This is a genomic window from Amphibacillus jilinensis Y1, from assembly GCF_000306965.1.
Taxonomy (GTDB): Bacteria; Bacillota; Bacilli; order Bacillales; family Amphibacillaceae; genus Amphibacillus_C; species Amphibacillus_C jilinensis.
Genome location: NZ_JH976442.1, coordinates 33,585 through 59,534 on the forward strand (window position 1 = coordinate 33,585; position 25,950 = coordinate 59,534).

Below are 25,950 nucleotides of genomic sequence, written 5' to 3' on the forward strand. Positions count from 1 at the left end.
TGATCATAAGTAAAAACCACCCTATCTAAGCAACTTTGCTTGAAATAGGGTGGTTCTCCCAATTAATAAGGATTACCACTCTTGGGCAATCTGTCGTAAACCGTTAAGGTGTTAGCCGCACCTTAGCGGTTACTTTTATTTTTGTGATGATCTCCTTACATTATACCAAATTAACCAATGAAGTAAAGCAACGGTCATTTTCAACTGTTAGTTTTCATGTCTTGGCTGTTCCCTATCAGTTAAAAAATGTCCCCGGTTTAGGATCGTTTTTTAACTATTCTTCTCCAAGAATACGCACTTCTCGCTCAAGTTCCACACCAAAGTTCTCTTTAACTTTAGCTTGAACCATTTCAATAACTGCAATATAATCTTTAGCGGTTGCATTATCTTTATTAACAATAAATCCAGCATGCTTAGTTGATACTTCAGCACCGCCAATCCCTTTTCCTTGCAAATCACTATCTTGAATTAATTTCCCAGCAAAGTAGCCTGGTGGGCGTTTAAAGACACTGCCACACGAAGGATACTCTAACGGTTGTTTGGATTCACGTCGTTCAGTTAAATCATCCATTACTTCCTTAATAACCGCTTGCTCTTTATGTTGCAGCTGAAATCTTGCTTCAATCACAATATAACCGTGGTCAGGGATATTGCTCGTCCGGTAGTCAAGTTCAAGTTCATTTAATGCTAGCGTTAATTTATTACCTGTTTTGTCAACAACAACTGCTTCTTTTAAGCAATCTTTAATTTCACCGCCATAAGCCCCTGCATTCATATACAAGGCGCCACCAACCGTCCCTGGAATACCACATGCAAATTCCAAGCCGGACAGCGATTGCTCGAGTGCATAATAAGACGTTTCAATTATACGCGCACCACTTTGAGCGATCACCACCTCACCATCATGCTGTATGCGATTTAAATGTTTTAATGACATGACAATTCCTCTAATTCCACCATCTCGAACAATCAAGTTCGATCCATTGCCTAATAAGGTGAACGGGATTTTTTCTTGATTGGCTAACTTTACAATCGCCTGAACGTGCTCAACAGAAGTTGGCATGACAAAATAATCAGCCTTACCTCCTAATTTTGTATAAGTATAATTACGAATCAGCTCATCAATAAATAGATTATTTTCACCAACAATATCAATTAATGCTTGTTTAATTGAATGACCGCTCGTCATTTCCATCATCCTTTAAATGATTGTTGCAAATGCAAATTTGCACAATCTCAATTATAGCAGTAGTCCTTCTTAACGCCAATAGCAATTCAACACTGTTTTTGTCAGACGACCTTTGCACCGAGTGTAGATTGAAAATGTCCAAGCGCCCATTCATGGCCTTGTTGATTAAAGCTAGCTACCGCATCTTTATAAATAACAATATTAAAACCTTTATTATAAGCATCTATCGCTGTATGAAGCACACAAATATCAGTACACACACCAATAATGTGCATCTCCTCTATGCCACGTTCTCGCAACTTTATTTCAAGCTCTGTGCCTACAAAAGCACTATATCTCGTTTTATCGAAATAAAAGACATGCTCTTGTTTTTTTATAGATTGGTAATAGGATTCAAGTTGACCATATAATTGACGGCCGATCGTGCCTGCAATATTGTGAGCTGGAAATAGTTGCGTTTCAGGATGATAAATATCGTTTTCCTCGTGACGATCAATGGTAAAGGCTACAAAGTCACCAGCCTCAACAAACTGCTTAGTTATCGCTAGTACGTTGCCCTCAATTTCTTGTCCTGGCTTTCCACAAGTCAACTTTCCATCTTCAGCTACAAAATCATACGTATAATCGACATGAATTAAACCACGCTTCACCTTTATCACCTCTTTAAATTCGTTAACTTATTTTAACTTGAAACATAAACCGATGCAATAAAACGCCTCTTTAATCTACTCTCTATTTTGAGGCGGAAGTTTATGGACAGTTAGCTGTGGTAAAAGCGAGCATTAACGAGACGCCTTTTCAACACTGTGTTTCTTATCTAAAACCTTACATTTAATTTACGAATACTTAATAAACAATCGTTATACTGCTTATAGATGAAATGGAGAAGGGACGAATTTTATGAAGAATCAGAAAAAGTCAAAAGGCTTCACAATGGCAAAACGCCTGATCTTATTAACAGGACTATTACTTTTAGTATCGAATGTAATCATAGGTTTGACTTCATTTATATCCGCTAAAAACTACACGATTAAACAGGTAGAACAGCGACTCATAAGGGAAGTTAATTTAATGGGTCACATTGCAAGCAATTTAAATTTTGTTTATATTAGTGATTACAGTTATTTCTTCCAACAACTTGAAACCCATGTCCGCGAACAGCAAGAAACCCTTATAAATGATGAATTATCATCCGACTTCTTTTACATTACAGACCAAACCGTTACACCTTTTCAAGTAAGTCATGATACCATCACAAATGTTGACAATCACTTAATCGAGGATATTCTTGACCAACAAGAAGGTATTATCCACACAAGCATTGATAATCAATCTTATACACTGGCATTTCAGCCGATGCCTGAAATTGAGGGCATCTATGCTATTATTGTTCCGGAAACAAGCTATATGACCAACGTTAACGAAATTAAACACTCTACTACAATCGTAACATCAATTAGTTTACTTGCGTCCATTATAATCACCATCATTTTCATGAGAGGTGTAACCCATCCCATAATAAAGATGCAAAAAACCATGCAAGAGGTGAGAGAAGGACGTTTAGATCAAACAAGAAAAATTACTTCAAGAATTCCAGAATTGGCTTCTTTAGCCGAGAGTTACCACTTAATGGTCAAACAAATGACAAACCTGCTTGTTCAAATCAAGGAGACAACGAGAAAAGTTAACTTAACAGGCTTAAATTTACAGCAAGCTTCTGAACAAACGTTAGCATCTAATCAAGAAGTTATAAAAGCAATGGACCACGTTAAAAGTGGTGCAGAAATAACGACTACACAAACAGAGAACAACAACCAGGTCACTCAAACGGTTCAGCATTTAATCACAAATGTAAAGAAACAATTAGAAAAAGCCTCCGCCCGATCAAGCGAGATGAATCAGGCAGCCTCTCAAGGCGAAGCCTATATGCAGGGTCTTATACAAACCTTAACAACGTTTGATAATGAAATTGCGAAATCAACAGCATCAGTAGAGCAAGTAAGAACAGCCTCTAAATCTGTTAACCAACTTATAACGGAAGTAGAAAACATAACTGATCAAACAAAATTATTGGCGTTAAATGCTTCTATTGAAGCAGCTAGAGCAGGCGACTCTGGAAAAGGGTTTGCAATTGTAGCCAAAGAGGTGAGTCACTTAGCTGAACAATCAAAGACGACTACAGATAAAGTCTTTGAAACGATTAAGCAAATGTTACAAGCCACTGAGCAAGCGGTGAGTGTAACGAAACAGGTTGCGCAAGAGAGCAAAAATAATCATACATATGCTGAAAATACAAAATTAGCTTTTTACAACCTATTAAATGAAATAGAAAGTGTTAGTCAATCACTAGAACTCGTGGGTAGTGAAATGGAAGCATTGAAAATGACGTTACCAAAAATAGATGCCAGTTCTGAACAATTATCCAGTATATCTCAAGAAACATTAGCAAGTTCAGAAGAATTAATCATAGCAAGTGAAAGCCAAGCCGACCAAATCGAAAAAACTTATCAAATGGGATCAACCCTCCTTGAGCTAGCTAATCGTCTCAAAACACTAATAGATCCTTTCTATTTTGAAACAGAAGATGAAGATAAATAAAGCGTTCCTTCGACCCGCTTCTATTTTGCGCTAGGTGCTTTATGGACGCTTAAAGTATAATTACTAAAATAGTTCCTTTTCTATCACAAGAAAACAAGCAAACCTTAGTCATATTGACCAGAGGTTTGCTTGCCTCATTAAAAACATTTATTCAGTCATTAAAGCAATCATTAATGCTTTCTGTGCATGTAAACGATTCTCCGCTTCTTGAAAAACAACCGAATGATCACCATCAATAATTTCAGCTGTGACTTCTTCGCCACGATGCGCAGGCAGACAATGCATGAACATATAATCTGCTTTGGCGTGCTTTAATAACGCTCCATTGACTTGATAATCAGCAAATAATACTTCACGTTTTTTCTGTTCATTTTCTTGTCCCATACTTGCCCAGACATCAGTGTAGACAACATCTGCATCCTTAATCGCTTCAATCGGATCTGTTGTCACTGTAATCGTTACACCATTCTCATTTGCGATTGCTTGCGCCCGTTCAACCATTTCCTTTTTCGGCAAATAGGCCTCTGGCGCTGCAGTACTGAAATCCATTCCCATCTTGACAGCTCCAACCATTAACGAATGGGCCATGTTATTGCCATCACCAATGTAGGCCATTTTTAAACCAGATAATTTCCCTTTCACTTCTTCAATCGTTTGTAAATCAGCTAACACTTGACAGGGATGATAATCATCTGTTAATCCATTAATGACTGGGATCGATGCATGTTCAGCCAGTTCTTCGACATCTGATTGGTGAAACGTCCGAATCATTATACCGTCCAAATAGCCTGAAAGTATTTTAGCTGTATCTGAGATCGGTTCACCTCTTCCTAATTGCAAGTCATTGGTACTCAGAAATAAGCCGATGCCACCAAGTTGATAGATCCCTGACTCAAATGATACCCGTGTACGTGTTGAAGATTTTTCAAAGATCATTCCTAACACTTTACCTTTTAATGGTTGATAAATTTGACCAGCCTTTTGCTTCGCTTTAACATCTTTGGCCAATTGTAATAGATAAGTGATTTGCTCGGATGTGAAATCAAACAACGTCAAGCAATCATTACCTTTTAATTGATTCGCTACATTAACAAACATCTTTACACCTCTACTTTCACCTTATTAAGATCATTTACACCGTTTTGATAGCCTTTCAACGTGTTCGGCTCAACTTCTTTATGTTGCCAAGCATTGAGGTAAGCCGTTAATGTCTCGATACGACTTAACACGACCGCTCCAACCATGAGCCCTTGAGCACGGATCATTGGCGATTGTTGATCACAGACAACATTAAATTGCTCATTCTCAATAGCCATTTGCGCATCTTGCTCGGTTAGTACATGATCGACTTGATAACCATTGGCTAATAAAAGTTGAGCTGTATCTTTTGTCGCTACTACTTTCCCAGTTATTGTCTTTAATGCCTTTATCAATTCCTCAGATACACTTGCTATTGACAAAAATAGACCTTTCTCTTCGCTAATTGGTAAGAAATGTTCTTCTTTCCAACCAAAAGCTTTAGCTAGTGCAGCTTCAACCGTGTTGCCAATACCTATCGCTTCACCTGTTGACTTCATCTCTGGAGACAAAATCGGATCAACACCTGGAAGCTTTGTTGAAGAGAAGATTGGCATTTTGACAGCATAGAAAGGGACTTCTTTATGCAACCCAAGCATCCAACCTTGATCACGTAATTTTTTTCCCATTTGGACCTTTGTAGCAAGATCAATCATTTCCACACCGGTTATTTTACTTGCAATCGGCACGGTCCGCGATGCTCGCGGATTAACTTCTAACACGTAAATCGTTTGACGATCCTCACTCATTACAAATTGAATATTAATAATGCCTCTTATATTAAGATATTGTGATATTTTTCTCGTGTAATCTTCAATTGTTGCTTTATGTTCAGACGTTAAATTCGGTGCCGGAAAAATGGCTACACTGTCGCCAGAGTGAACACCTGCACGTTCAACATGTTCAAAAATGCCAGGAATTATAATATCTTCACCATCACACACTGCATCAATCTCTACTTCGTCACCTATAATAAATTGATCAATCAGTAGAGGGAAAAGCCGTGATGAAGGGGTTTGCTCGATTAACGTAGACAAGTAGTCATCAAGTTCCCGTTCATTTTTTAGCACAACCATACCTTGCCCACCAATGACATACGAAGGGCGCATCAGAACAGGGTAACCAATTTCCGCTGCAACAGCTTTAGCATCAGCAACTGACATAACCGTAGCACCAGGGATATGCGGAATGCTTAAGTCATTGAGTAGTTGATAGAATTGTTCGCGATCTTCTGTTTTTTCAATCATAGAAAGATCCGTTCCAATCACATTAATTCCATGCTGGCTTAGACCTTCGGCTAGATTAATTGCCGTTTGTCCACCGTATTGAATTAAGACACCGTCTGCTTGCTCCTTGTTTACAACCTGACGAACATCTTCTACCGTTAAAGGCTCAAAGTAGAGGTGATCAGCCGTACTATAATCTGTACTTACCGTCTCAGGATTGTTATTTATAACAATGGCAGCCACGCCTTGATCCTTTAGCGAAAATGCAGCATGAACAGAGCAATAATCAAACTCAACACCTTGCCCAATTCGAATCGGTCCAGAACCCAAAACGACCACCCGATGTTTTTTGTCTAGTGCTTCAACTTCATCATATTCTTGCCATGAACTATAGAAATATGGGGTGTCTGCCGAAAATTCAGCCGCACACGTATCAACCATCTTATAACTCGCAGATAGATCCAGTTGATTTATTATATCAAGAACGGTTTGTTCCTCAATAGCGAGAAGTGAAGCTAATCTTGAATTTGGTATACTATACTGTTTGGCTTGCTTTAATTCACTAGCTGCAACGTGTTCCCAACCTTTTTTAGAAAGGGACACTTCAAAATCAATCATGCGTTTGAGTTCTTCAAGAAAATACTTAGTAATACCGGTAAATGCCTTTAACTGACTTATATTATAGCCCCGACGCAACATCTCGGCTAATAAAAAGAGGCGTTGGTCAGTTGGGCTAACAATGCCTTCCTCTAATTGTTGATTTGTTAATTTTTCGATACCTGGACATACTAAACTATCTAATCCCAACTCTAGTGATCGAACCGCTTTGTTTAATGCAGCTGGGAAATTGCGCGCTAATGCCATGACTTCACCGGTCGCTTTCATTTGTGTACCTAGCGATCGATCCGCCTGATAAAACTTGTCAAAGGGCCAACGCGGAATTTTCAAAGCGATATAATCAATTGCTGGTTCAAAGCTTGCATATGTATCACCCGTTATTGGATTTAACACTTCATCCAAATGATAACCCAGTGCAAGTTTTGCAGCAATCCGTGCAATCGGATAGCCGGTTGCTTTAGAAGCAAGTGCACTTGATCGACTGACCCTTGGATTCACTTCAATAATAATATAATCATCACTAGTTGGATCAAGGGCAAATTGAATATTACACCCGCCAATGACACCAAGTTCTCGAATCACTTTAACCGATGATGAGCGCAACATTTGATGTTGCTGATCAGTTAATGTTTGTGTAGGAGCAACCACTATACTATCCCCTGTATGTACGCCAACAGGATCAAAATTCTCCATGTTACAAATAATGACGCATGTATCATTACCATCCCGCATCACTTCATACTCAATTTCTTTCCAACCTTTAACGCTTTGTTCGATTAATACTTGGTGAATCGGACTTTGGTGTAAACCATTTTTAACAATCCGCGTTAGTTCCGCTTGGTTAGTCGCGATTCCGCCACCTGCTCCCCCCAACGTGTATGCAGGTCTGACAATAAGAGGATATTCAATCTGATTGGCAAATTCACAAGCTTCTGCTACACTTTCAACCGATTGACTTTCTGCAATCGGCTCATTAATTTCTTTCATCATTGACTTGAATATTTCTCGATCTTCACCTTTTTGGATCGTTTCCAACGGCGTCCCTAACAAAGTGACTTGGTGTTGGGCTAACACCCCTGCATCTGTAAGTGCCATAGCCAAATTTAAACCGGTTTGCCCGCCCAAAGTTGGTAGGAGACCGTCCGGTTTTTCTTTGGCTATAATCTTACTAACCGATTCTACGGTAAGCGGTTCTAAATAAATCTGATCTGCAATATTTTCATCAGTCATAATGGTTGCCGGATTATTATTAACAAGTATGACTTCAATCCCTTCTTCTTTTAGGGCAAGACAAGCTTGCGTCCCTGCATAATCGAATTCCGCCGCTTGACCAATTACAATCGGTCCGGACCCGATCACTAACACTTTTTTTATCTCTGTTAACTTAGGCATGTTGTTTCGCTCCCTTTAAACATAATGACTCAACAAAATCTGCAAATATATGGTGCGTATCAACAGGTCCAGGATGTGCTTCAGGGTGAAACTGAACGGTTTGAATTGCCTTGGTTTTGTGCCTTAATCCTTCAACAGATTGATCATTAACATTTAGGTGTGAGATACACCATTGCGACTGATCAATCGTTGTTTCCTTAACAACATAACCATGATTTTGCGAGGTGATCATCACTTTTCCAGTAGCCAAATCCTTTACAGGATGATTGCTACCACGATGACCATATGGTAAACGCGATGTTTTTCCACCAAAAGCTAAAGCAATTAATTGATGACCTAAGCAAATACCAAGCGTTGGATACGTTTCAGCGACGGCTTTAACTGTTGGCAAAAACGCGGAAAGACTCGCTGGGTCACCAGGGCCGTTAGAAAAGATAACCGCATCTGGATCTAGACTTTGAATCGTCAAATAGCTAGTATCATATGGAACCACTGTCACCTCACAGCCTGCCTTCAGCAACGCGTCTACAATCGATTGTTTATGGCCGTAATCGAACACAACAACATGTTTTTCCAATAGATTTGCTTGCGGTGAATAATAGACGCTTTCTTTGACCGATACATGCTTTACCAGCTCTGGATCAACCGACATTTGCACAGGCTGATCATTAGGATCAGTCGTTATCTTTCCGTAAACTTCGCCGTGCTCACGAATAATTTTTGTCAAGGCACGTGTATCAATATCATAAAGTGTTGGTATCCCAACACGATTAACAAAATCCACCAGAGAGTAGTGCGATTGATAATGTTCAGGGTCAAAGCATGGTGTAGAAATAATTAATCCAGACAATGCGGTATGAACACTTTCATTTGTTTGGTCATTACAGCCATAGTTGCCGATCAATGGATAAGTAAGTGAAACGATTTGACCTGCATATGAAGGGTCAGTTATAACCTCTTGGTAACCCGTCATCGCTGTATTAAAAACAAGCTCACCTTCTTGACAAAATGGCTCACTTAACCATTTCCCAGACAATACATCCCCTGTATTAAGAACCAAATAGCCTTCAAATTGATCCATAACTGTTCCCCCTAACAACGAATAAATATACCTTAAATTTTATAATTATACATAAACGTGTATAAGAAAAACTTGATTTATCATTAATCAAGTTTTCTCATTTCTATTAAAGCAAAGCGCATTAAGTAACTATTAACTTCTTCAGTAACGTTACTTTTCCTTGGATCCATGCTTCATGGTCCTCAAAAAATTGATAAGCTTGTTTAATTTGGTCATTGACACGATTTTTAGCCGTACCACCTGCTACATCCCGTGCATTAACGACGGCTTTTGCTGATAAAACCTCATAAATATCCTCATCAATCGCTTTAGAAAAATCTTTGAATTCAGCTAATGATAGATCAAGTAAATATTTACTTTGTTCAATGCTGTATAAAACGGTCTGCCCAACAATCGCATGCGCTTCACGAAATGGGATGTCTTTGCCAACTAAATAATCAGCTAAGTCGGTTGCATTCGAATAATCTTTCACAACCGCCTGATACATGATGTCTTTATGAACAGTCATCGTTCCAATCATTGGAGCAAATAATGCAAGCGCTCCTTTTAATGTCTCAACCGTATCAAACATACCTTCTTTGTCCTCTTGCATATCTTTGTTATAAGCAAGGGGCAAACCTTTCAGCGTGGTTAACATCCCCATTAAATGACCAAAGACACGTCCTGTCTTACCACGAACGAGTTCTGGCACATCAGGATTTTTTTTCTGTGGCATCATACTACTTCCTGTGCAAAAGGCGTCATCTAATTCAATAAAGTTAAACTCAGCACTTGACCATTGGACAAGTTCTTCTGACAATCTCGATAAATGCATAATGACCAAAGACGCATCTGCCAAAAATTCAACAACAAAATCACGATCACTGACCGCATCTAAACTATTTTCCGTCACACCATCAAAGCCTAGTTGATCAGCAACCAATGCCCGATCAATCGGGAAAGACGTTCCTGCAAGCGCCCCTGCTCCAAGTGGCGAACGATTGACGCGCTTCCAACTATCCGTCAATCGTTCAAGATCACGTTGAAACATAAAAACATAGGCCATCAGATGGTGAGCAAACAGTACAGGTTGTGCACGTTGCAAATGCGTATATCCAGGTAAGACCGTATCTAAATTAGCTTCAGCTTGCTTTACTAACGCTTGCTGTAGCTCAAGCAATAGTGTGGCTATCGTGATTAGTGCATCACGTAAATAGAGACGCATATCAAGTGCAACTTGGTCATTACGGCTACGCCCTGTGTGTAGTTTCCCACCAACACTTCCAATTTGATCAATCAATAATTTCTCAACATTCATATGAATGTCTTCATTTGCCTCTGTTAATTCAGCTTCACCACGCTCAATTTGTGTGGCGACCTTTTTTAAGCCATCAGTGATTAGTTGTGCTTCTTGATTCGTGATGATCGCACATTCCGCAAGCATGTTTACGTGGGCGAGACTGCCTTGAATATCAAACATTGCTAGCTTTTGATCAAATCTAATCGATGCCGTATATTCATCTACAAGTTGATTGGTTGGCTTTGTAAATCGTCCGCCCCATAATTTCATTGTTTGACCGCTTCCTTTACATCAATCGTTGTTTTAGTAATGGATGCTTTTTTATTTTGTTGAGCACCTGTTACCGTTTCATGCACTTGTGTCGGCAATCCCCATAATTTAATAAAACCTAGTGCCGCTTCATGATCAAATGCATCTCCTTCAGAATATGTCGCTAGATCGATATCATAAAGCGAGTGATCTGATTCACGACCAACGACAAATGCTGTACCTTTATATAATTTCACTTTTACATTACCTGATACATATTGTTGCGTTTGCTCAATAAAGGACTGCAAAGCATCGGTAAGTGGTGAATACCACAAACCATCATACACCGTTTGAGCTAATTTCTGTTCAATAATCGGCTTAAATTGCGCCACTTCTCTCGGTAACGTTAAAGCTTCTAACTCTTGGTGAGCAGCAATTAGTGTAACAGCAGCTGGCGCTTCGTAGATCTCTCTTGATTTAATACCAACTAAACGATTCTCTACATGATCAATTCTACCGACACCGTGCTTACCTGCAATTTGATTTAAGTGTAAAATTAATTCATCTAAGTCCATTTTCTCACCATTTACTGCCGTGGGCTTTCCTGCTTCAAAGCTAATTTGAATCGTTTCTGGTTGATCAGGCGCATCAACCGGGTCAGTCGTCAAATCGAAGGCGTCTTTTGGCGCTTCAGCCCATGGGTTTTCTAAAATACCACATTCATTACTTCTTCCCCATAAATTTTGATCAATACTATATGGACTTTCTTTTCCAACCGGCACTGGAATCCCGTGTTTATCTGCATACGCTAATTCTTCATCACGCGTCATCTTCCATTCTCTTACCGGTGCGACAATCTTCATATTAGGGTTTAATGCGGTAAAAGCAACATCAAATCGAACTTGATCATTCCCTTTCCCTGTACAGCCATGTGCAACAGCTACTGCACCTTCCTTCTCAGCGATGTCAATAAGTACTTTCGCGATTAGCGGACGTGATAGTGCTGAAATTAAAGGATACTTTCCTTCATATAATAAATTAGCTTGTAGTGCTGGTAAAACATATTCCTCCGCAAATAGTGCCTTAGCATCAACGGAATAAGATTTAATTGCGCCAACATCAATCGCCTTTTTCTTTACAAATTCTAAATCTTTTCCTTCTCCTACATCTAATCCTACTGCGATGACATCATAGTTATATTGATCTTGTAGCCATTTGATCGCAACAGAAGTATCTAATCCACCTGAGTAAGCTAATACAATTTTGTCTTTTGTCATATTTAATCTCCCCTTAATGGTTGTTATTTATCATTTAATTTCGATCAGCTTTCTTTTGTATTATTATGCATTAAAAAGAATAATAATTCAACCCTTATTTGCATTTAATTAAAGAAAAAAACAGCAAAAAATTGTTATTATTGTTTAGGTTAAAGCTGAATTCCTTTGCAACTCACATATTCAACACATTTAATATTTATACATATGTAACAAACTTTCGGCAAAATCGTCTGATTGAGTACCAAAAGGATTGGAGGGACAAACATTGAGGACAACATTGTTTTTTATGTTACTGACATTATTTTTTATAACTGGATGTAACCAGGAACAACATGATAATACAATGATTAGCGAACGATCTGAAGCATCCTTAGAGTCATATGACTTAAATAACGATCAAGAGATAGCTGAAGATACAGTAAATGAGTTGAACGAGGGTACAGAAGAAAATCGCAAGATTATTTATAACGCTTTTCTTAAGCTAGAAGTGGTACAATACTTAGATACGATTAATTCAATTGAAGATACACTCAGTCAATACGACGGTTACATTGTGTCTAATCAAACCAGCCGAATAGATGAACATCTATACGATGGCGAATTAATCTTGCGTATTCCAGCAGCGTTTTTACACAATTTTATCGATACACTTCAAACAGAAGCCATAACGATTCATCATCAAAACATAAGTGGTGAAGACGTAACAGAAGCATATGTTGATTTAGAAACACGCCTAACATCAAAAGAAAAAGTAGAGGAAAGGCTCATTTCACTTATGGAAGAAGCGGATTCAACCGAGGATTTATTAAATATATCGAATGAGTTAGCGGATGTTCAACTTGAAATTGAACAATTAAAGGGACAAATACATTACTATGAAAATCGGGCTGAACTCGCCACTATTCACTTATCAATTTCCGAGCAACGAACTGATCCTGTACATGATCAAAATTTAAATGTTTGGGACAGAATAAAAGATCAATGGCTGACAAGTTATAATATCTTAGTAGTGGGCACGATCAACTTTTTTATCTTTATTATTGGCAACTTACCTATCTTATTGATATTATCAGTGCTGGCTTGGTTCATCCACAAATATTATGTGAAAAACAAAGGATAGTCACACGAAAAATTTAGAAATCATTAATTGTTAGTTGAGTGAATCAGGCCATTAGCGTCCGTTATCACCCACCTTAATAGATTTAACGTTTTATGGACATTATGTTGATATAAAGAATTCGAAAGCTGGGACTGAGACAAAAAACGATGCAAAATACGCACGGTCCACCTTAGAAACAGCGACGTGTTTGTATACTTAGCTAAACGGTCCGGCATTCACCTTTTCCATCATGTTTTTGTCCCAGCCCTTATCAACTTTATTCAAATACAGCGCTTTTTAACTGTTGTTTACGACGATGACGTTCGAAGGCTAATTCAATTAAACGATCAATTAACGCTGGATAATCAATACCCGTAATTCCCCATAGCTTTGGATACATACTTATTTTCGTAAACCCAGGGATCGTATTCACTTCATTAACAATCAGTTGATCGTCTTCTTTCATAAAGAAATCAACTCGAGCCATTCCCTCACAATCCAACGCCTTAAACACCCGCAAAGCTTCCTCTCTGACTTTTTCCGTTTGTTGATCGGATAATTGAGCCGGTGCAGATAAGATCGCACCCGTTTCATTAATGTACTTCGATTCATAGGAATAGAAACCATCTTGCGGTAAAACTTCACCCGGTAATGAAGCGATTGGTTTTTGATTTCCTAGGACAGCACATTCTATTTCACGACCAACAATTGCTTCTTCAATCAAGATTTTATCATCATATAAGAAAGCTTCATTAATACCTAGATCAAATTCAGCTTTGGTGTTAGCTTTAGTCACACCAACTGAGGAACCTTGATTAACAGGTTTAATGAAAACAGGTAATCCTAGTTTATTCTTAATCTCATTAAAATCAATCTCACTTTGTTGATGTTCTTTATACACAAGCCCCTTCGCAACTGAAAGGCCAGCACCACTAAGAATCCGCTTAGCAAAATCTTTATCCATACTTACAGCAGAACCAAGAAGATCAACGCCTACAAATGGCAAATTCAATATTCTTAATAGCCCTTGTAAACTCCCATCTTCTCCAAGTGTTCCGTGAACAACCGGAAAGATAACGTCCAACTGTGCGAGAGGTTGATTTGTCGTAACATTTATCACTTGAGCTGCAGATTCACCTGGTATAACCGCTACATGTTGGTTGCTATGATGTAATGCGATCGCTTTGGGATCTGTAGCATTTAATAAGTATGAATCTTGATGATTGAGGTGCCATTTTCCTTTTTTATCAACACCAAGTAAAACCACATTATATTTTTCTTGATCGATTGCCTCAACAATATTTTTTGCCGATTGCAATGATACTTCATGCTCAGCTGATTTACCACCAAATACGATTCCCACTGTTATTTTCTTCATCATATTTCTCCTCATTTCATAGACTCTGTATGATTACTCTATTTTCAATGACTAGATTGGTCTTTAGGTTTTTTCACTAACGCCATTATACCTGCTATGACATATAACAAGCTACCAAACAACGCAAATCCCATTTGAAGGAAGCTTGTTAACCCACCGACAACCAGTAATAAAATACCAGCTGGCTTGGGGCGACGATTCTCTTTCAACATCCTAATTGCCAATAGTCCTGTAACAACAACTATTACAGCTATAGCAATCATCAATATACCATTTACTCGAAGCGCATCAGTAAACTCTGTTAAGCTCAGTATCTCTGCATCATCCACCTCTGCAATGAGACCACTGTGCACATCCGACATAACTTCTTCATCACTTAATGCCCTCAACACATTAATGCCAGCAATCCCTAGAAAGATAAAGATAATACTGCCTAGAACAATTAAAGCCATTTCAACTTTCCTGTTTATCATAGATATCGTATCTCCTCTCACTTTCTCACCTCATTATGTATTCTAACACGTTCAATCGTTCTTCCACTACATTTAATTCATCCTAGATTGTTTAATAGCTATATGTTGATTGCTCCGACTCAATGCCACAATTAAAATTTCACACTGTTCATTTCGTCACTATTTTTTTCTATTTCTAAATCATCAGGTTGATCTTTTGATTTTTTTATTAATACCATCGCACCAGCGATGACATATAACAAACCACAAACCACAGCTAGCCAGATGCGAAACAAAATTGTTAAGCCTCCGACAATCAACAGTAACACACCAGCTAACTTAATTCGGCGATTGCCTTTCAATAGGCTAATTGCTAATACACCTACAACAATGCCTATAATAGTTACGACTTCAATAAATACGAGAAGTATTATAAAAGTATCATTAATAGCACTGAATCTCTATAACTCTCAACAAAGACGCCAACCATTTCCCCTATCATCCCTGCAAATAGTAGACCTATTAATCCAGCGACACTATACATCCCAAAAAGGGCATAGAAAATACTGCCTAGAACAATTAAAAACTTCTCCACTTTCCAATTTACCATCCTTCATATATCACCTCTCAAATCCTTACACCATTATGTATTTTAACACATGCGATCGCCGCTTCACTATGCTTCATTAAGCCTAAATGCTTTAAGGGGTTTAAGACCTATATCAAGACGTCGCTCGCAGAAGTCTTATCATAGATAACCACGTTCGACTAGACATAGAGCGTAAATCTTATTTATTTAGACGAGCGCTAAGGATCTGACTTACTCAACTATGACCGCTACCTTTCTGATTGAAGGTTTGTTTATGCAGACGGAAAAAGCATCTATCTATTTCTTCGATTTTTGCCTTGTCACAACATGTTCAATCACCAGCATTATGACGTTGCGCTCGTAAGCGCTTAAATTAACTTTTTTCAAAAAAAGCATTAAAAAAGACTTGAATTTTCTGAAAAATAGGTTTATGATAAATTACATAACTTAAGATGTTAACTATCCTTACATGGAAGGAGCGGTAAAATGAAAAAGATTGAATCAATCATTCGTCCCGAAAAGTTTGAAGTCTTACGTGATGCTTTAGCAGATGTTGGTGTTGGCGGCATTACTGTATCGGAGGTCGCTGGTACCGGGAAACAAAAAGGCCAAACCGGTGTGTTTAGAGGGACGCCTTATGAGATAAAGGTTGTTCCAAAAATTAAGATTGAAATTGTTGTTCCTGAAGCAAAAGCTAATGAAGTCATCGATTTAATTATCGAGACATGCAGCACCGAACAAATTGGTGACGGGAAAATTTTTGTATATCCTGTCGAAGATGCAATTCGAATCCGTACAGGCGAGCGCGGACGAGAGGCCGTACTTTAATAAATAGAAGGAGTGAAATACATTATGTTAAAGAAAATTGGACTTTTATCATTTATTGGTTTATTACTGGCATCCCCTGTGTACGCTGAAACAGGTGAAGCTGTTTCACAAGCAACCGCAGATATGCTTTGGGTTATGCTGGCCGCTTTCCTCGTATTCTTTATGCACGCTGGCTTCGCAATGGTTGAATCAGGTTTTACTCGGGCTAAAAATTCATTAAATATTATTATGAAGAACTTTTTAACCATTAGTATTGGACCTATTTTATTTTACCTGATCGGATATGGCGTCATGTTCGGCTCATCCGCTGGATCATTTATCGGTTCAGATAGCTTTTTACTAAGTGGCGTTGAAGATATTGGCTTCTTCGTTTTCCAAGCTATGTTTGTTGCAACCTGTGCAACGATCATCTCTGGCGCGGTTGCTGAACGAATGAAACTAGGTATGTATGTGTTAATTGTTATTGCCATGACTGGGGTAATTTATCCAGTAGTAGGACATTGGATTTGGTCAGACGATGGTTGGTTAGTTAATATGGGCTTTAGTGATTTTGCCGGTTCAACTGTTGTTCACCTTACTGGTGCAGTTGGCGCACTAACTGTTGTATTATTCTTAGGACCTAGACTCGGTAAATACGCCGGCAAGAAAATTAATGTAATTCCTGGACACAATATCCCCATGGGTGCACTAGGTGTTTTCATTCTATGGTTAGGATGGTTTGGCTTTAACGGTGGTAGTACATTAGAAGCTGATCCTTCATTGGTTCCTATGGTTATAGCAACAACCTTAATGTCTAGTGCTGGCGGACTTATTTCAACAGCATTGTATTCACAATTCCGCTTCAAACAAATTGATGCTTCGATGGCATTAAACGGCGTGTTAGCTGGTTTAGTCGGTATAACAGCTGGGACAGCAGAAGTTTCTATTGTCGGTTCAATTATTATTGGTTTAATCTCTGGTATCATTTTAGTTGAAGGTGTTACATTCATTGATACAAAATTAAAAATCGATGATCCTGTCGGTGCAACAAGTGTTCACGGCTTATGTGGAATTTGGGGAACCTTAGCAGTCGGGCTATTCTCACTAGACACTGGATTGTTTTACGGATTTGGAGTTGGTCAATTAGCCGTTCAAGCCATTGGGATCATCGCTGTTATCGCATGGACAATGGCAACCGTTGGCGGATTCACTTTTATCCTAACACGCTTCTCTTCTATTCGTGTATCTGAAGAAGAAGAAATCATAGGTCTTGATATTTCAGAGCACGGTTCTAGCGCTTACGAATTTAAAGATACCCTTTCCGGAAAGGAAACGATGGATAAAAACGGGGAATTTGGATTGGCCGATCGTTTGAATAATTTAAATGATAACAAAGCAACTTCCTAATAAAATGAAACTTCGATTCAGTGGGCATTTTCGTTCTTCGCCCACTGATTTGAACCAAGACATTACTGTCCCACCTAAATAGATTAATATCTGCCCTCTATTTTGAGATAAGGCTTTACGGACAGTTATCTGTGATAAATATTAGTTTCTCCTTTTATCATATAAAGAACGAAGGCTTCCATCATTGATGGGAGCCTTCGTCTTTTTAAGCTATTCACTTAAGTACCTTATCGATCCTTAAACTAGCTCTTTGCCAACTGATCAGCAATCGCTTTGACATAAGGTGGCAAATCAGGTGGCCTTTGGCTTGAAATAATATGTCCATCTGTCACCACCGGTTGATCAAACCAAGTCGCACCAGCATTAGTCATATCATCTTTTATTCCGGGCGTACTCGTTACTTTAACCCCATCTAAAATATTAGCAGAAATAAGCACCCATCCAGCATGACATATCTGACCAATCACCTTTTTTTCTCGATCGAAGTGGCGAACATATTCAATGACTTCTTGATATCGCCTCAATTTATCAGGCGCCCAACCTCCAGGAACTAGCAATGCATCATATTGATCCGGATTCACTTGTGAGAAACTCACATCCGCTTGTGCTGGAACACCGTATTTTCCAGTGTGCGTTTTGCCCGCTTCCTTACCTACTAGCACCACAGCTGCCCCCTCTTCCCTTAACCGAAGAACAGGGTACCATAACTCCAGGTCTTCAAAATCATCTTCGACAAGCGCAAGCACCTTTTTATTTTCCAGTCGCATATCACCCCTCCTTTTCAATCTACATTACAGATATATTAACCCTTATCGAAACGCTTTAAACATTAACCACATGATGAAAACGAAACTTCAACCTTCAATCGGTGAGCTGGGAGACTACAAGATGTAGGTCATGCAGACGTTGCCACAGGACGTGGCGATCTTAGTCTGTAACCCTTCTTAAGGACGTGCCGGTTCTAGTCTGTAATCCTTCTGCATTTTTAGTCTACGACCTTACTTAGTTGAGTGAATCAGCCCATTAGCACCCTCTTCGAAAGATTGAACGCTACTCTAGGTGTTTTACGCGTCATTATCTGCGAAAAATGAACGCACAGCTTCTTGAGGATGCTCAGCCGCACTAATCGCAGAAATAACCGAGACACCGTCTGCTCCAGCTTCTTTTATTTCATTTTTATGTTCTGCTTGAATACCACCAATCGCTACTATAGGTAAAGTACCAACTGCCGCTCTTATCTGAGAAATGCCTTTTAAACCAATCGGTTCTTTGGCGTCAGTTTTTGTCGTTGTTCGATAAATTGGGCCCACACCAAGATAATCAGCTCCATCTTGTTTAGCTTGGACAGCTTGTTCCACAGAAGTTGCCGACACACCAACAATCATCCCTTTTGGTGCAATGGCCTTAATTTCTTGAATCGATTGGTCTTCTTGCCCGACATGGACACCGTCTGAATCAATAGCTAGCGCTAAACCAACATCATCATTAACAATAAAAGGAACCTGATATTGCGCACACAACCTTTGCATTTCTTTGGCTAAATGAAACTTGTCCAACCCAATTCTAGCACCTGGACCTTTCTCGCGGAATTGAAAACAAGTAATCCCACCTAGCAACGCTTGCTCAAGGACATCCAACGGATCTCTCCCAGGTGTATTCATACTTCCTAAAATGAAATAAACATTTAAACATGCTTTATTAAACACGCTATCACGCTCCTTTTACACGTTCAACAGACAGACGCCCTTGAACATGTTCAGCCGTTGTATAAGACAGCGCATCCAGAAAAGCCAGCTGAAATTGACCTGGATATTTAGCCTGCTCATTGGCTAACTCAGCCGCAACTGTATAATAGCCTACCGCTGCAGTTGCAGCTTCAAGGGTTTGAAGATCTACCGCTAAAAATGCGGCTGTTACGGCACTTAATAAACAGCCCGTCCCCGTGACTTGGGTTAAAATAGGCGCACCATTCTTTACAAGGATACTCTCCTCTGCATCGGCAACAACATCCTCTTGACCTGTAACCATTACAGGAATATCAAGCTTCTTAACCGCTTGTCTAGCAACGTAAAGGTGATCCAAATCACCACGTACATCAACACCGCGCACATCAGCTTTCACCCCTGCAAGTTGGCTAATTTCACCTGCATTCCCTCTAATTAAATTTAACTTTACTTCCGACAAAATGCGCTCAGCCGCCTGATTACGCAAAGTGGTCGCACCGACACCAACCGGATCAAAAACAACTGGAATGCCTTTTTGATTAGCAGATTTTCCGGCAATAACCATAGCTTCTACTAATTCCGATGTCAAGGTTCCAATATTCAAAACAAGGGCATCAGCATTATTTGCCATTTCTGCAACTTCGTTATGATCGTGCGCCATAACAGGGGCAGCCCCAAGTGCATATAGTCCATTTGCAGTAAAGTTCATCACGACTTGGTTGGTTATATTATGCACTAAAGGTTGCTGCGACTTAACCGCTTCTATAATCGCCTTTGTATTTATCATAATTACGCATCTCCTCTCTGAGTTGGCAAACCTTTTAATCGATACCCCCAATGATTAGTCGGACCGTTTCCTTTACCAATACCTAACGGAAATCGAATTGCATCCGTAATAAATTGCTTTGCAAACGAAACAGCTTGATAGGTATCCTGACCTTTGGCTAATTCTGCAGTAATAGCAGCTGCAAACGTACACCCCGTACCATGAGTATGCTTAGTTTGATATCGATCCCCAACGAAATGTTCTATCTGTTCACCATTGTAAAATACATCAATAGCTTGCTCCTCCAAGTGTCCACCTTTTATAACGACCGAGGATGCCCCCAAATCATTTACAATGTAACGGGCCGCTCTTTCCATTTCATTTAAACCTTCAATTTTTTGCCCAATTAATATTTCTGCTTCTGGTAAATTAGGCGTTACTATGGAAGCTAGCGGTAATAGCAAGTCACGGATAACAGCTTGCGACGCAGTCTCCATCAAAGCATCGCCACTAGTCGCAACCATAACAGGATCCATCACATAAGGAATGGAAGGGCACTTCTTTAAATATGTCGCAATTAACTCCATCATATCAATTGTAGAAATCATACCTGTTTTTATTGCATCTGGTTCAATATCATTAAATACGCACGCCAATTGTTGTTCAATAAAAGTGATCGGCATATTCTCAACAGCTTGTACGCCCAGTGTATTTTGAGCAACAGCTGACGTTAATACACTCATCCCAAAAACTTGTCGCTCTTGGAAAGTTTTCAAGTCCGCTTGTATACCTGCCCCTCCAGTAGGATCAGTTCCCGCAATAGTTAGAGCTGTTTTCACTAGCACTATTTCTTTTCCTCCTTTAATAATGTAGCTTTTATTTATCTTAACGCTCCCTTTATCCCAACCTATATTTTAGAGCGATAAAAAACCACCCCAACGAATTGGAGCGGTTATCTTTTTAGATAAAGAAAGGTAGTCTATGACAACGCCCCACTTCCCTCCGTTGGTACTAGCCAAATCAGGTTCAAAGGGACCAAAGAAAAAACTTTATCTCAGCGTTTAATACGCGCCCCTAGTGGATAGATATATGATTATATTTACACTAAAACACTTATCTCTTATTCTGTCAAACTATTCATTAATGATTAATAACACCCATCGCATTTAATGGCCAAATTCGAAACACAACTTCTCCGATTATAGCGTCTTCAGAAATCACTCCAAAATTCCGACTATCTCGGCTAATCGGGCGATTATCACCAAGAACAAAATATGAGCCTTCTGGAACAACATGATAGCCTTGCTCTTCCTCCAAGTCATAGTTATAAGTGAACAACTGATTATCATGCAATTGCACCTTTAACTCATCTAAGTAATCCTCTTCATAAGGTACATCATTGATGTAGAGGACATCATTCTCTATTTTAATTTGATCTCCAGGCAAACCGATCACTCGCTTAACATAGTTATCATCTGCATCAGGTGCATAAAATGCTATTTCATCAAAGCGATCAATAGAACTGATTTTACTAATAATTATGCGATCGCCATCACGAAGATTAGGCAACATTGAGTCACCTTTTACTATTGAAGGCGTCATGACAAATTCTCTAACGACAAATACAATAACCAAAGCAATAATTATCGCTTTTAACCAAGAAATGATTTCCTTTACCATTTAAGTCATCCTCATTTTCTATCAATATTAATCTTATTATACGATTAAATTCCAGTAAAAGCTACCAATTAAGTAAGCGCAGATTCACTAAAATTTTTACATATCTCGACTCGTCTTTTGGTAACGGATATAAAAGGACCACTTAATTAGCGGACGAGGTCTACAAGAAGTGGCGGTCTTATTCTGTAATCCTTCTTAAAGATGTGAAGCTTTTAGTCTACGATCTTACCCATCCTCCGATTGATCGTTGGGCGGATCAGAAGATTAACATGCGTTATCTCCCACCTAAACAGATTTTTTCTCTTCTCTATTTTAGGACTAACGCTTTACAGATACTTATCTGTGATAAAAATGAGCGCAATGGTCTCATTGCGCTCATTTTTATTGATTATTCTTAAGCTCTTCAATGAACTTATTAGCAAATTGTTGACATCTTTCAATATCGTCTTGGTCCGGAGTTAAGTCGACTTTCAATAAGGGTTCAACCACTGTTGATCCCACCGCATTAAATTGCTCAGCCATTATTTCTAATGCCACCCCATAAGCAGGGTAATAGGAATCACATGAGCCAAAAAGTCCGACTAATTTTCCCGATAAATCTTCTTCACCTAAGTCTTGATGGAAATCTTCTACTTCATAAGGGAGCTCTCCGTCTCCCCATGTGTAAGTACCAAACAGAATTGCATCATAATGAACGAGATCAAAAGCTGCAATATCATCAATATCAATCTGAAATGACTCAACCGTAAAACCCAAGGACTTTATTCGCTCACCAATAGCCCCAGCCATTTCTTCAGTATTACCTGACATGCTCGCATAAACCAAAACAATTTTCACACTTGTTCACTCCCTCTTGACTATATTAATTGATAATGATTATCAATGTCAAGAGTTGCTTTCTACGATGACTTCGGATTGTTCGCTCTATCATAACAAGCAACGAGAACCTCTTCCATCATTTGATCAAATTGATACTTATCAAATACCTCTAGCGCAGCTGCTGTAACTCCCCCAGGGCTAGCAACATCATCAATAAGATCTTTAGGGCACTTCAAATCTGACGTTAGCATCTCTGCAGCCCCTCTAACCATTTGGGCTACAAGTTGTTTAGCCACAACTTCAGAAACACCTGTATCTTCAGCTTTTCTAATTAACACATCTGCCATCCGATATACAAAAGCTGGCGAACTCCCTGTTATCGGCGTTAAGGCATGTACTTGTTGCTCCGTTAACTTTTTAAACTTACCAATACTAAACAATATTTTTTCAACAAAATATTCTTGTTCATCTGTTACATGTGTACCGGGCGCAAACAACGTCATCGATTCCCCTTTTGATGCTGCAGTATTCGGCATTACCCACGCAACAGCAGCTTGATCAGGGAGGCGTTCTTCCATATAAGAAATATCAACTCCGGCAGCTACCGTTATAACGAGTTGATCAGTCATCACTTGCGCCAAGTTAGCTAATACATCTTCGTGTGCTTCTGGAGGCATAGCCAAGATCACTATATCTTGATCTGATACATGTTCCTGCCACTGGGTTGTGGCATCGACACAAAACCTTCTCTCCACTTCACTCAACCGCTCATGATTACCATTATTAGCAACGAGTATATTAACAAAGTCCGCTTTCTTCAACCCTTTTATAATCGCCTGCGCCATTCTACCTGCACCAACGATTAATATTTTTTCGTCCGACACTTTTTTCACCCTCCTCAAGTACTATGCATTTACCATTTTTAAAATTCCCCACCAATTTGTAGCCGCTTCAAACATTTAAATGCCTCTTATCCTTATGTAGTCGATTGAAGCAAGTTGCTCTCCATTTCTACTATACCTCTACGAACGAAGCTTGACAACGTTATCTAAAAGATAATTTATTTTGATCATCCTTTTAGCTAGAAATAAAAATCGATGAAGCCTAGACTCCATCGATTCCTATCAGTTTTAGACAGCATCTACTTTTAGTTCAACATCAACATTGCCTCTTGTTGCTTTAGAATACGGACAGAAGTCATGGGCCTGTTTAACCAAATCTTCCGCTTCTTGCTGTGAAACACCTTTAATTTCCACGTGTAGAACAACAGCTATTTTAAAACCATTATCTGCACTATCCTTTAATAAACTGACATCAGATGATAGCGTTGATTCAATATTTTTTTTGGCTTTTGAGGCCATTAAATTTAATGCACCATCAAAACAAGCGGCATATCCAGCAGCAAATAGTTGTTCAGGGTTCGAGCCCGTTTCACTACTTTTACTTGCGGGATCAACTAAATTTAAGTCAATCACACCATCATCAGACTTAACATGACCTTCACGCCCACCTTGAGCTACAGCACGCGAGGTAAATAATACATCACTCATTCTTTTATCACTCCTTAATATATTAGCCTCTAGATTAACTATTCCTTTTTTATCAATTATTAAACATAAAACCTTTAATCATTGAGCATTTTGCTCCTACTAATGGGTCGTTGGTTACTAAGAAGATGTGATTATTAAAGTAATTACTTTAATCAGATCATTACGACTACGCTACAATTAAACCATACACTACCAGCTAATCATTCCAAAAAATACTTTAGGAAATCTAATGAGGCGATGCTTGGAATTTCATCACAAACAGAGAAGGTATTATCAAGTTTTGGGAAGATGGCTTAAAGCGAAGTGGCCAATTCGAGAATGTGATTACCGTCGGGATGCGTGGCGAACAGGATACAGCCATCATGGGGAAAGAAGCAACGTTAGCAGACAATATCAACATGCTTCAAGATGTATTACAAAACCAAAATCAACTCATCCACAAACATATACACCCTGATCTATCAGAGGTACCTAGGATGCTCGCCTTATATAAAGAAGTAGAACCTTTCTTTTATGGTGATGAAAATACTCCAGGGCTTATACATTCAGAGGAACTTGAAGATGTCATATTAATGCTTTGTGATGATAACCATGGCAATCTCCGGACTCTACCAACAAGAGAAATGCTTAATCATAAAGGCGGCTATGGCATGTATTATCACTTTGATTATCATGGGGGTCCGATTTCATACGAATGGATCAACAGCTCTTACTTACCTAAAATTTGGGAGCAGATGACCATGGCATACGATTTTGGTGTCCGAGATCTTTGGATTGTTAACGTAGGTGGTATTGCTACTCAGGAATTCCCATTATCTTATTTCCTGGACTTAGCTTACGACTTTGATAAATGGGGTACAAACGCAATTAACCAAACTGACTTTTATACCAAGCATTGGATTGAACAGAATTTTGCAAACAAATGCACTGAGGAACATCAAGAAAAGTTGTTTGACCTAATAATAGGTTATACAAAGCTCGCCCATAACCGACGACCCGAAGCGATGAATGTCAATGTTTATCACCCCGTTAACTACAAGGAAACAGACTTGATGCTTTCGAAAATTGATCAACTATTGCAAATAGCTGAAGAGCTTTATCATGCTGTCGATCCCGACAACCTTTCTGCTTATTTCGCTCTTGTCTACTATCCAGCGGTAGGGAATTTAAACCTTCAAAAGCTATGGCTCCTTACAGGAAAAAAATAATGCCGCTGCCAAACGAGGCAAACTCAAGGCAAACAAACAGGCTGAACAGGTGCGGGCTTGTTTAAAAAAAGCTTGTTGAACAGTACCAAACGATTGAAAATGGGAAATGGTATGGACTTGGACTATCTGAACATATAGGCTTTACGCATTGGAATGAAGATGAAAACCAAAACCCAGTGCTTATGCAGGTGTGACCAGCTAATAAGACCAGGCTCATCATCACCGTCGACGGAACCGAACAGCACACTGAAGGTTCACCATGGCACCAACACAAAAGGTGAATTGAACCAATTCCAAGTGATCCAAGGCTACGGTAAAACCTTATCCGCCGTTAAAGCCTTCCCAACGACAGAGCATTTTGTGCTCAAAAAAGATGCTCCTTATCTCGACTATCAATTTATGTTAACAGAAGCAGGCAACTATGAGCTAGAACTATACATGCAGCCGTCTAAATCCAGTAACCAAAGTAAGTAAGCTATTTTGCG

The 25,950-nt window shown here is 39.1% G+C and carries 25 protein-coding genes and 1 riboswitch; of the genes, 6 read left to right on the top strand and 19 right to left on the bottom strand.

The window, feature by feature from the left end; translation table 11 throughout:
• Positions 1 to 274 precede the first annotated feature (274 nt).
• Positions 275 to 1,189 carry a UDP-N-acetylmuramate dehydrogenase gene (murB, locus tag B494_RS0116540; RefSeq protein ID WP_017473497.1) on the bottom strand — a complete coding sequence of 305 codons (915 nt, stop codon included), beginning with the start codon at positions 1,187 to 1,189 and terminating at the stop codon, positions 275 to 277.
• Between the two features lie 101 nt (positions 1,190 to 1,290).
• The gene (locus tag B494_RS0116545; RefSeq protein ID WP_017473498.1) at positions 1,291 to 1,839 is read right to left on the bottom strand and encodes a cysteine hydrolase family protein; all 549 of its coding nucleotides are present in this window, start codon (positions 1,837 to 1,839) and stop codon (positions 1,291 to 1,293) included.
• Between the two features lie 250 nt (positions 1,840 to 2,089).
• Here B494_RS0116545 and B494_RS0116550 point away from each other — a divergent pair, with 250 nt between their 5' ends.
• Positions 2,090 to 3,787: a methyl-accepting chemotaxis protein gene (locus B494_RS0116550; RefSeq protein ID WP_017473499.1), complete on the top strand. Its 1,698-nt coding sequence runs from the start codon at positions 2,090 to 2,092 to the stop codon at positions 3,785 to 3,787.
• Positions 3,788 to 3,934: 147 nt separating this feature from the next.
• Here B494_RS0116550 and argF read toward each other — a convergent pair whose 3' ends face one another.
• The 5 genes from argF to B494_RS0116575 all read right to left on the bottom strand — a co-directional run bounded on the left by argF (position 3,935) and on the right by B494_RS0116575 (position 11,986).
• On the bottom strand, positions 3,935 to 4,885 hold the full coding sequence (gene argF / locus B494_RS0116555) for an ornithine carbamoyltransferase (protein WP_017473500.1): 951 nt from the start codon (positions 4,883 to 4,885) through the stop codon (positions 3,935 to 3,937).
• Between the two features lie 2 nt (positions 4,886 to 4,887).
• Positions 4,888 to 8,100, bottom strand: a complete 3,213-nt coding sequence (gene carB / locus B494_RS0116560; RefSeq protein WP_017473501.1) for a carbamoyl-phosphate synthase (glutamine-hydrolyzing) large subunit — start codon at positions 8,098 to 8,100, stop codon at positions 4,888 to 4,890.
• Positions 8,093 to 9,181 (bottom strand): carbamoyl phosphate synthase small subunit, encoded by a 1,089-nt coding sequence (locus B494_RS0116565; RefSeq protein ID WP_017473502.1) that lies wholly within the window; start codon positions 9,179 to 9,181, stop codon positions 8,093 to 8,095. The genes carB and B494_RS0116565 overlap by 8 nt, the downstream gene beginning before the upstream one ends.
• 121 nt (positions 9,182 to 9,302) lie before the next feature.
• Positions 9,303 to 10,730, bottom strand: coding sequence for an argininosuccinate lyase (argH, locus tag B494_RS0116570; protein ID WP_017473503.1), 1,428 nt, complete (start codon positions 10,728 to 10,730; stop codon positions 9,303 to 9,305).
• Positions 10,727 to 11,986 carry an argininosuccinate synthase gene (locus B494_RS0116575; protein ID WP_017473504.1) on the bottom strand — a complete coding sequence of 420 codons (1,260 nt, stop codon included), beginning with the start codon at positions 11,984 to 11,986 and terminating at the stop codon, positions 10,727 to 10,729. The genes argH and B494_RS0116575 overlap by 4 nt, the downstream gene beginning before the upstream one ends.
• 265 nt (positions 11,987 to 12,251) lie before the next feature.
• Between B494_RS0116575 and B494_RS0116580 the strand changes: the two genes are divergently transcribed.
• Positions 12,252 to 13,106 carry a DUF4349 domain-containing protein gene (locus B494_RS0116580; RefSeq protein ID WP_017473505.1) on the top strand — a complete coding sequence of 285 codons (855 nt, stop codon included), beginning with the start codon at positions 12,252 to 12,254 and terminating at the stop codon, positions 13,104 to 13,106.
• Positions 13,107 to 13,362: 256 nt separating this feature from the next.
• Here the strand turns inward: B494_RS0116580 and ddlA are convergent, their stop codons facing one another.
• From ddlA to B494_RS0116600, 4 genes are all read right to left on the bottom strand, one after another.
• The gene (gene ddlA / locus B494_RS0116585) at positions 13,363 to 14,463 is read right to left on the bottom strand and encodes a D-alanine--D-alanine ligase (protein WP_017473506.1); all 1,101 of its coding nucleotides are present in this window, start codon (positions 14,461 to 14,463) and stop codon (positions 13,363 to 13,365) included.
• 44 nt (positions 14,464 to 14,507) lie between these two features.
• Positions 14,508 to 14,936 (bottom strand): DUF4064 domain-containing protein, encoded by a 429-nt coding sequence (locus B494_RS20295; RefSeq protein ID WP_017473507.1) that lies wholly within the window; start codon positions 14,934 to 14,936, stop codon positions 14,508 to 14,510.
• A 131-nt stretch (positions 14,937 to 15,067) separates the two neighbouring features.
• On the bottom strand, positions 15,068 to 15,277 hold the full coding sequence (locus tag B494_RS0116595) for a hypothetical protein (protein WP_017473508.1): 210 nt from the start codon (positions 15,275 to 15,277) through the stop codon (positions 15,068 to 15,070).
• A gap of 68 nt (positions 15,278 to 15,345) precedes the next feature.
• Positions 15,346 to 15,525 carry a hypothetical protein gene (locus B494_RS0116600; RefSeq protein WP_017473509.1) on the bottom strand — a complete coding sequence of 60 codons (180 nt, stop codon included), beginning with the start codon at positions 15,523 to 15,525 and terminating at the stop codon, positions 15,346 to 15,348.
• A 465-nt stretch (positions 15,526 to 15,990) separates the two neighbouring features.
• On the opposite strand from B494_RS0116600, the gene B494_RS0116605 reads away from it, so the two are divergent.
• Both B494_RS0116605 and B494_RS0116610 read left to right on the top strand, forming a co-directional pair.
• Positions 15,991 to 16,332, top strand: coding sequence for a P-II family nitrogen regulator (locus B494_RS0116605; protein WP_017473510.1), 342 nt, complete (start codon positions 15,991 to 15,993; stop codon positions 16,330 to 16,332).
• Positions 16,333 to 16,356: 24 nt separating this feature from the next.
• On the top strand, positions 16,357 to 17,718 hold the full coding sequence (locus B494_RS0116610; protein ID WP_017473511.1) for an ammonium transporter: 1,362 nt from the start codon (positions 16,357 to 16,359) through the stop codon (positions 17,716 to 17,718).
• Between the two features lie 242 nt (positions 17,719 to 17,960).
• Here the strand turns inward: B494_RS0116610 and B494_RS0116615 are convergent, their stop codons facing one another.
• The 8 genes from B494_RS0116615 to B494_RS0116650 form a co-directional block, all read right to left on the bottom strand.
• Entirely contained in the window at positions 17,961 to 18,485 is a 525-nt protein-coding gene (locus tag B494_RS0116615) for a type 1 glutamine amidotransferase domain-containing protein (protein ID WP_017473512.1), read from the bottom strand.
• Between the two features lie 297 nt (positions 18,486 to 18,782).
• Positions 18,783 to 19,424, bottom strand: coding sequence for a thiamine phosphate synthase (thiE, locus tag B494_RS0116620; RefSeq protein WP_017473513.1), 642 nt, complete (start codon positions 19,422 to 19,424; stop codon positions 18,783 to 18,785).
• A gap of 4 nt (positions 19,425 to 19,428) precedes the next feature.
• Complete coding sequence (thiM, locus tag B494_RS0116625; protein ID WP_017473514.1) at positions 19,429 to 20,229, bottom strand: hydroxyethylthiazole kinase; 801 nt, start codon at positions 20,227 to 20,229, stop codon at positions 19,429 to 19,431.
• A 2-nt stretch (positions 20,230 to 20,231) separates the two neighbouring features.
• On the bottom strand, positions 20,232 to 21,056 hold the full coding sequence (gene thiD / locus B494_RS0116630) for a bifunctional hydroxymethylpyrimidine kinase/phosphomethylpyrimidine kinase (protein ID WP_144032273.1): 825 nt from the start codon (positions 21,054 to 21,056) through the stop codon (positions 20,232 to 20,234).
• Positions 21,057 to 21,188: 132 nt separating this feature from the next.
• Positions 21,189 to 21,294, bottom strand: a riboswitch (TPP riboswitch).
• A gap of 54 nt (positions 21,295 to 21,348) precedes the next feature.
• Positions 21,349 to 21,888 carry a signal peptidase I gene (lepB, locus tag B494_RS0116635; RefSeq protein ID WP_017473516.1) on the bottom strand — a complete coding sequence of 180 codons (540 nt, stop codon included), beginning with the start codon at positions 21,886 to 21,888 and terminating at the stop codon, positions 21,349 to 21,351.
• 381 nt (positions 21,889 to 22,269) lie between these two features.
• Positions 22,270 to 22,725, bottom strand: coding sequence for a flavodoxin (locus B494_RS0116640; RefSeq protein WP_017473517.1), 456 nt, complete (start codon positions 22,723 to 22,725; stop codon positions 22,270 to 22,272).
• 62 nt (positions 22,726 to 22,787) lie between these two features.
• The gene (proC, locus tag B494_RS0116645) at positions 22,788 to 23,591 is read right to left on the bottom strand and encodes a pyrroline-5-carboxylate reductase (RefSeq protein WP_017473518.1); all 804 of its coding nucleotides are present in this window, start codon (positions 23,589 to 23,591) and stop codon (positions 22,788 to 22,790) included.
• A 246-nt stretch (positions 23,592 to 23,837) separates the two neighbouring features.
• Complete coding sequence (locus B494_RS0116650; RefSeq protein ID WP_017473519.1) at positions 23,838 to 24,257, bottom strand: organic hydroperoxide resistance protein; 420 nt, start codon at positions 24,255 to 24,257, stop codon at positions 23,838 to 23,840.
• Positions 24,258 to 24,529: 272 nt separating this feature from the next.
• Between B494_RS0116650 and B494_RS21515 the strand changes: the two genes are divergently transcribed.
• Together B494_RS21515 and B494_RS21620 are read left to right on the top strand one after the other, a co-directional pair.
• Positions 24,530 to 25,465 carry a glycosyl hydrolase 115 family protein gene (locus B494_RS21515; protein WP_241211440.1) on the top strand — a complete coding sequence of 312 codons (936 nt, stop codon included), beginning with the start codon at positions 24,530 to 24,532 and terminating at the stop codon, positions 25,463 to 25,465.
• A 282-nt stretch (positions 25,466 to 25,747) separates the two neighbouring features.
• Positions 25,748 to 25,939: a hypothetical protein gene (locus B494_RS21620; RefSeq protein WP_026065296.1), complete on the top strand. Its 192-nt coding sequence runs from the start codon at positions 25,748 to 25,750 to the stop codon at positions 25,937 to 25,939.
• The last annotated feature ends 11 nt before the right edge of the window (positions 25,940 to 25,950 follow it).

Bases quoted from the DNA above. Each gene is read 5' to 3' on its own strand.
- B494_RS0116600 (WP_017473509.1), bottom strand. From the start codon at position 15,525: ATGGTAAATTGGAAAGTGGAGAAGTTTTTAATTGTTCTAGGCAGTATT.
- carB (WP_017473501.1), bottom strand. From the start codon at position 8,100: ATGCCTAAGTTAACAGAGATAAAAAAAGTGTTAGTGATCGGGTCCGGA.
- B494_RS0116615 (WP_017473512.1), bottom strand. From the start codon at position 18,485: ATGCGACTGGAAAATAAAAAGGTGCTTGCGCTTGTCGAAGATGATTTT.
- B494_RS0116605 (WP_017473510.1), top strand. From the start codon at position 15,991: ATGAAAAAGATTGAATCAATCATTCGTCCCGAAAAGTTTGAAGTCTTA.
- ddlA (WP_017473506.1), bottom strand. From the start codon at position 14,463: ATGAAGAAAATAACAGTGGGAATCGTATTTGGTGGTAAATCAGCTGAG.
- lepB (WP_017473516.1), bottom strand. From the start codon at position 21,888: ATGGTAAAGGAAATCATTTCTTGGTTAAAAGCGATAATTATTGCTTTG.
- murB (WP_017473497.1), bottom strand. From the start codon at position 1,189: ATGACGAGCGGTCATTCAATTAAACAAGCATTAATTGATATTGTTGGT.
- B494_RS20295 (WP_017473507.1), bottom strand. From the start codon at position 14,936: ATGATAAACAGGAAAGTTGAAATGGCTTTAATTGTTCTAGGCAGTATT.
- B494_RS0116610 (WP_017473511.1), top strand. From the start codon at position 16,357: ATGTTAAAGAAAATTGGACTTTTATCATTTATTGGTTTATTACTGGCA.
- B494_RS0116575 (WP_017473504.1), bottom strand. From the start codon at position 11,986: ATGACAAAAGACAAAATTGTATTAGCTTACTCAGGTGGATTAGATACT.
- argF (WP_017473500.1), bottom strand. From the start codon at position 4,885: ATGTTTGTTAATGTAGCGAATCAATTAAAAGGTAATGATTGCTTGACG.
- B494_RS0116565 (WP_017473502.1), bottom strand. From the start codon at position 9,181: ATGGATCAATTTGAAGGCTATTTGGTTCTTAATACAGGGGATGTATTG.
- thiM (WP_017473514.1), bottom strand. From the start codon at position 20,229: ATGATAAATACAAAGGCGATTATAGAAGCGGTTAAGTCGCAGCAACCT.
- B494_RS0116550 (WP_017473499.1), top strand. From the start codon at position 2,090: ATGAAGAATCAGAAAAAGTCAAAAGGCTTCACAATGGCAAAACGCCTG.
- B494_RS0116650 (WP_017473519.1), bottom strand. From the start codon at position 24,257: ATGAGTGATGTATTATTTACCTCGCGTGCTGTAGCTCAAGGTGGGCGT.
- argH (WP_017473503.1), bottom strand. From the start codon at position 10,730: ATGAAATTATGGGGCGGACGATTTACAAAGCCAACCAATCAACTTGTA.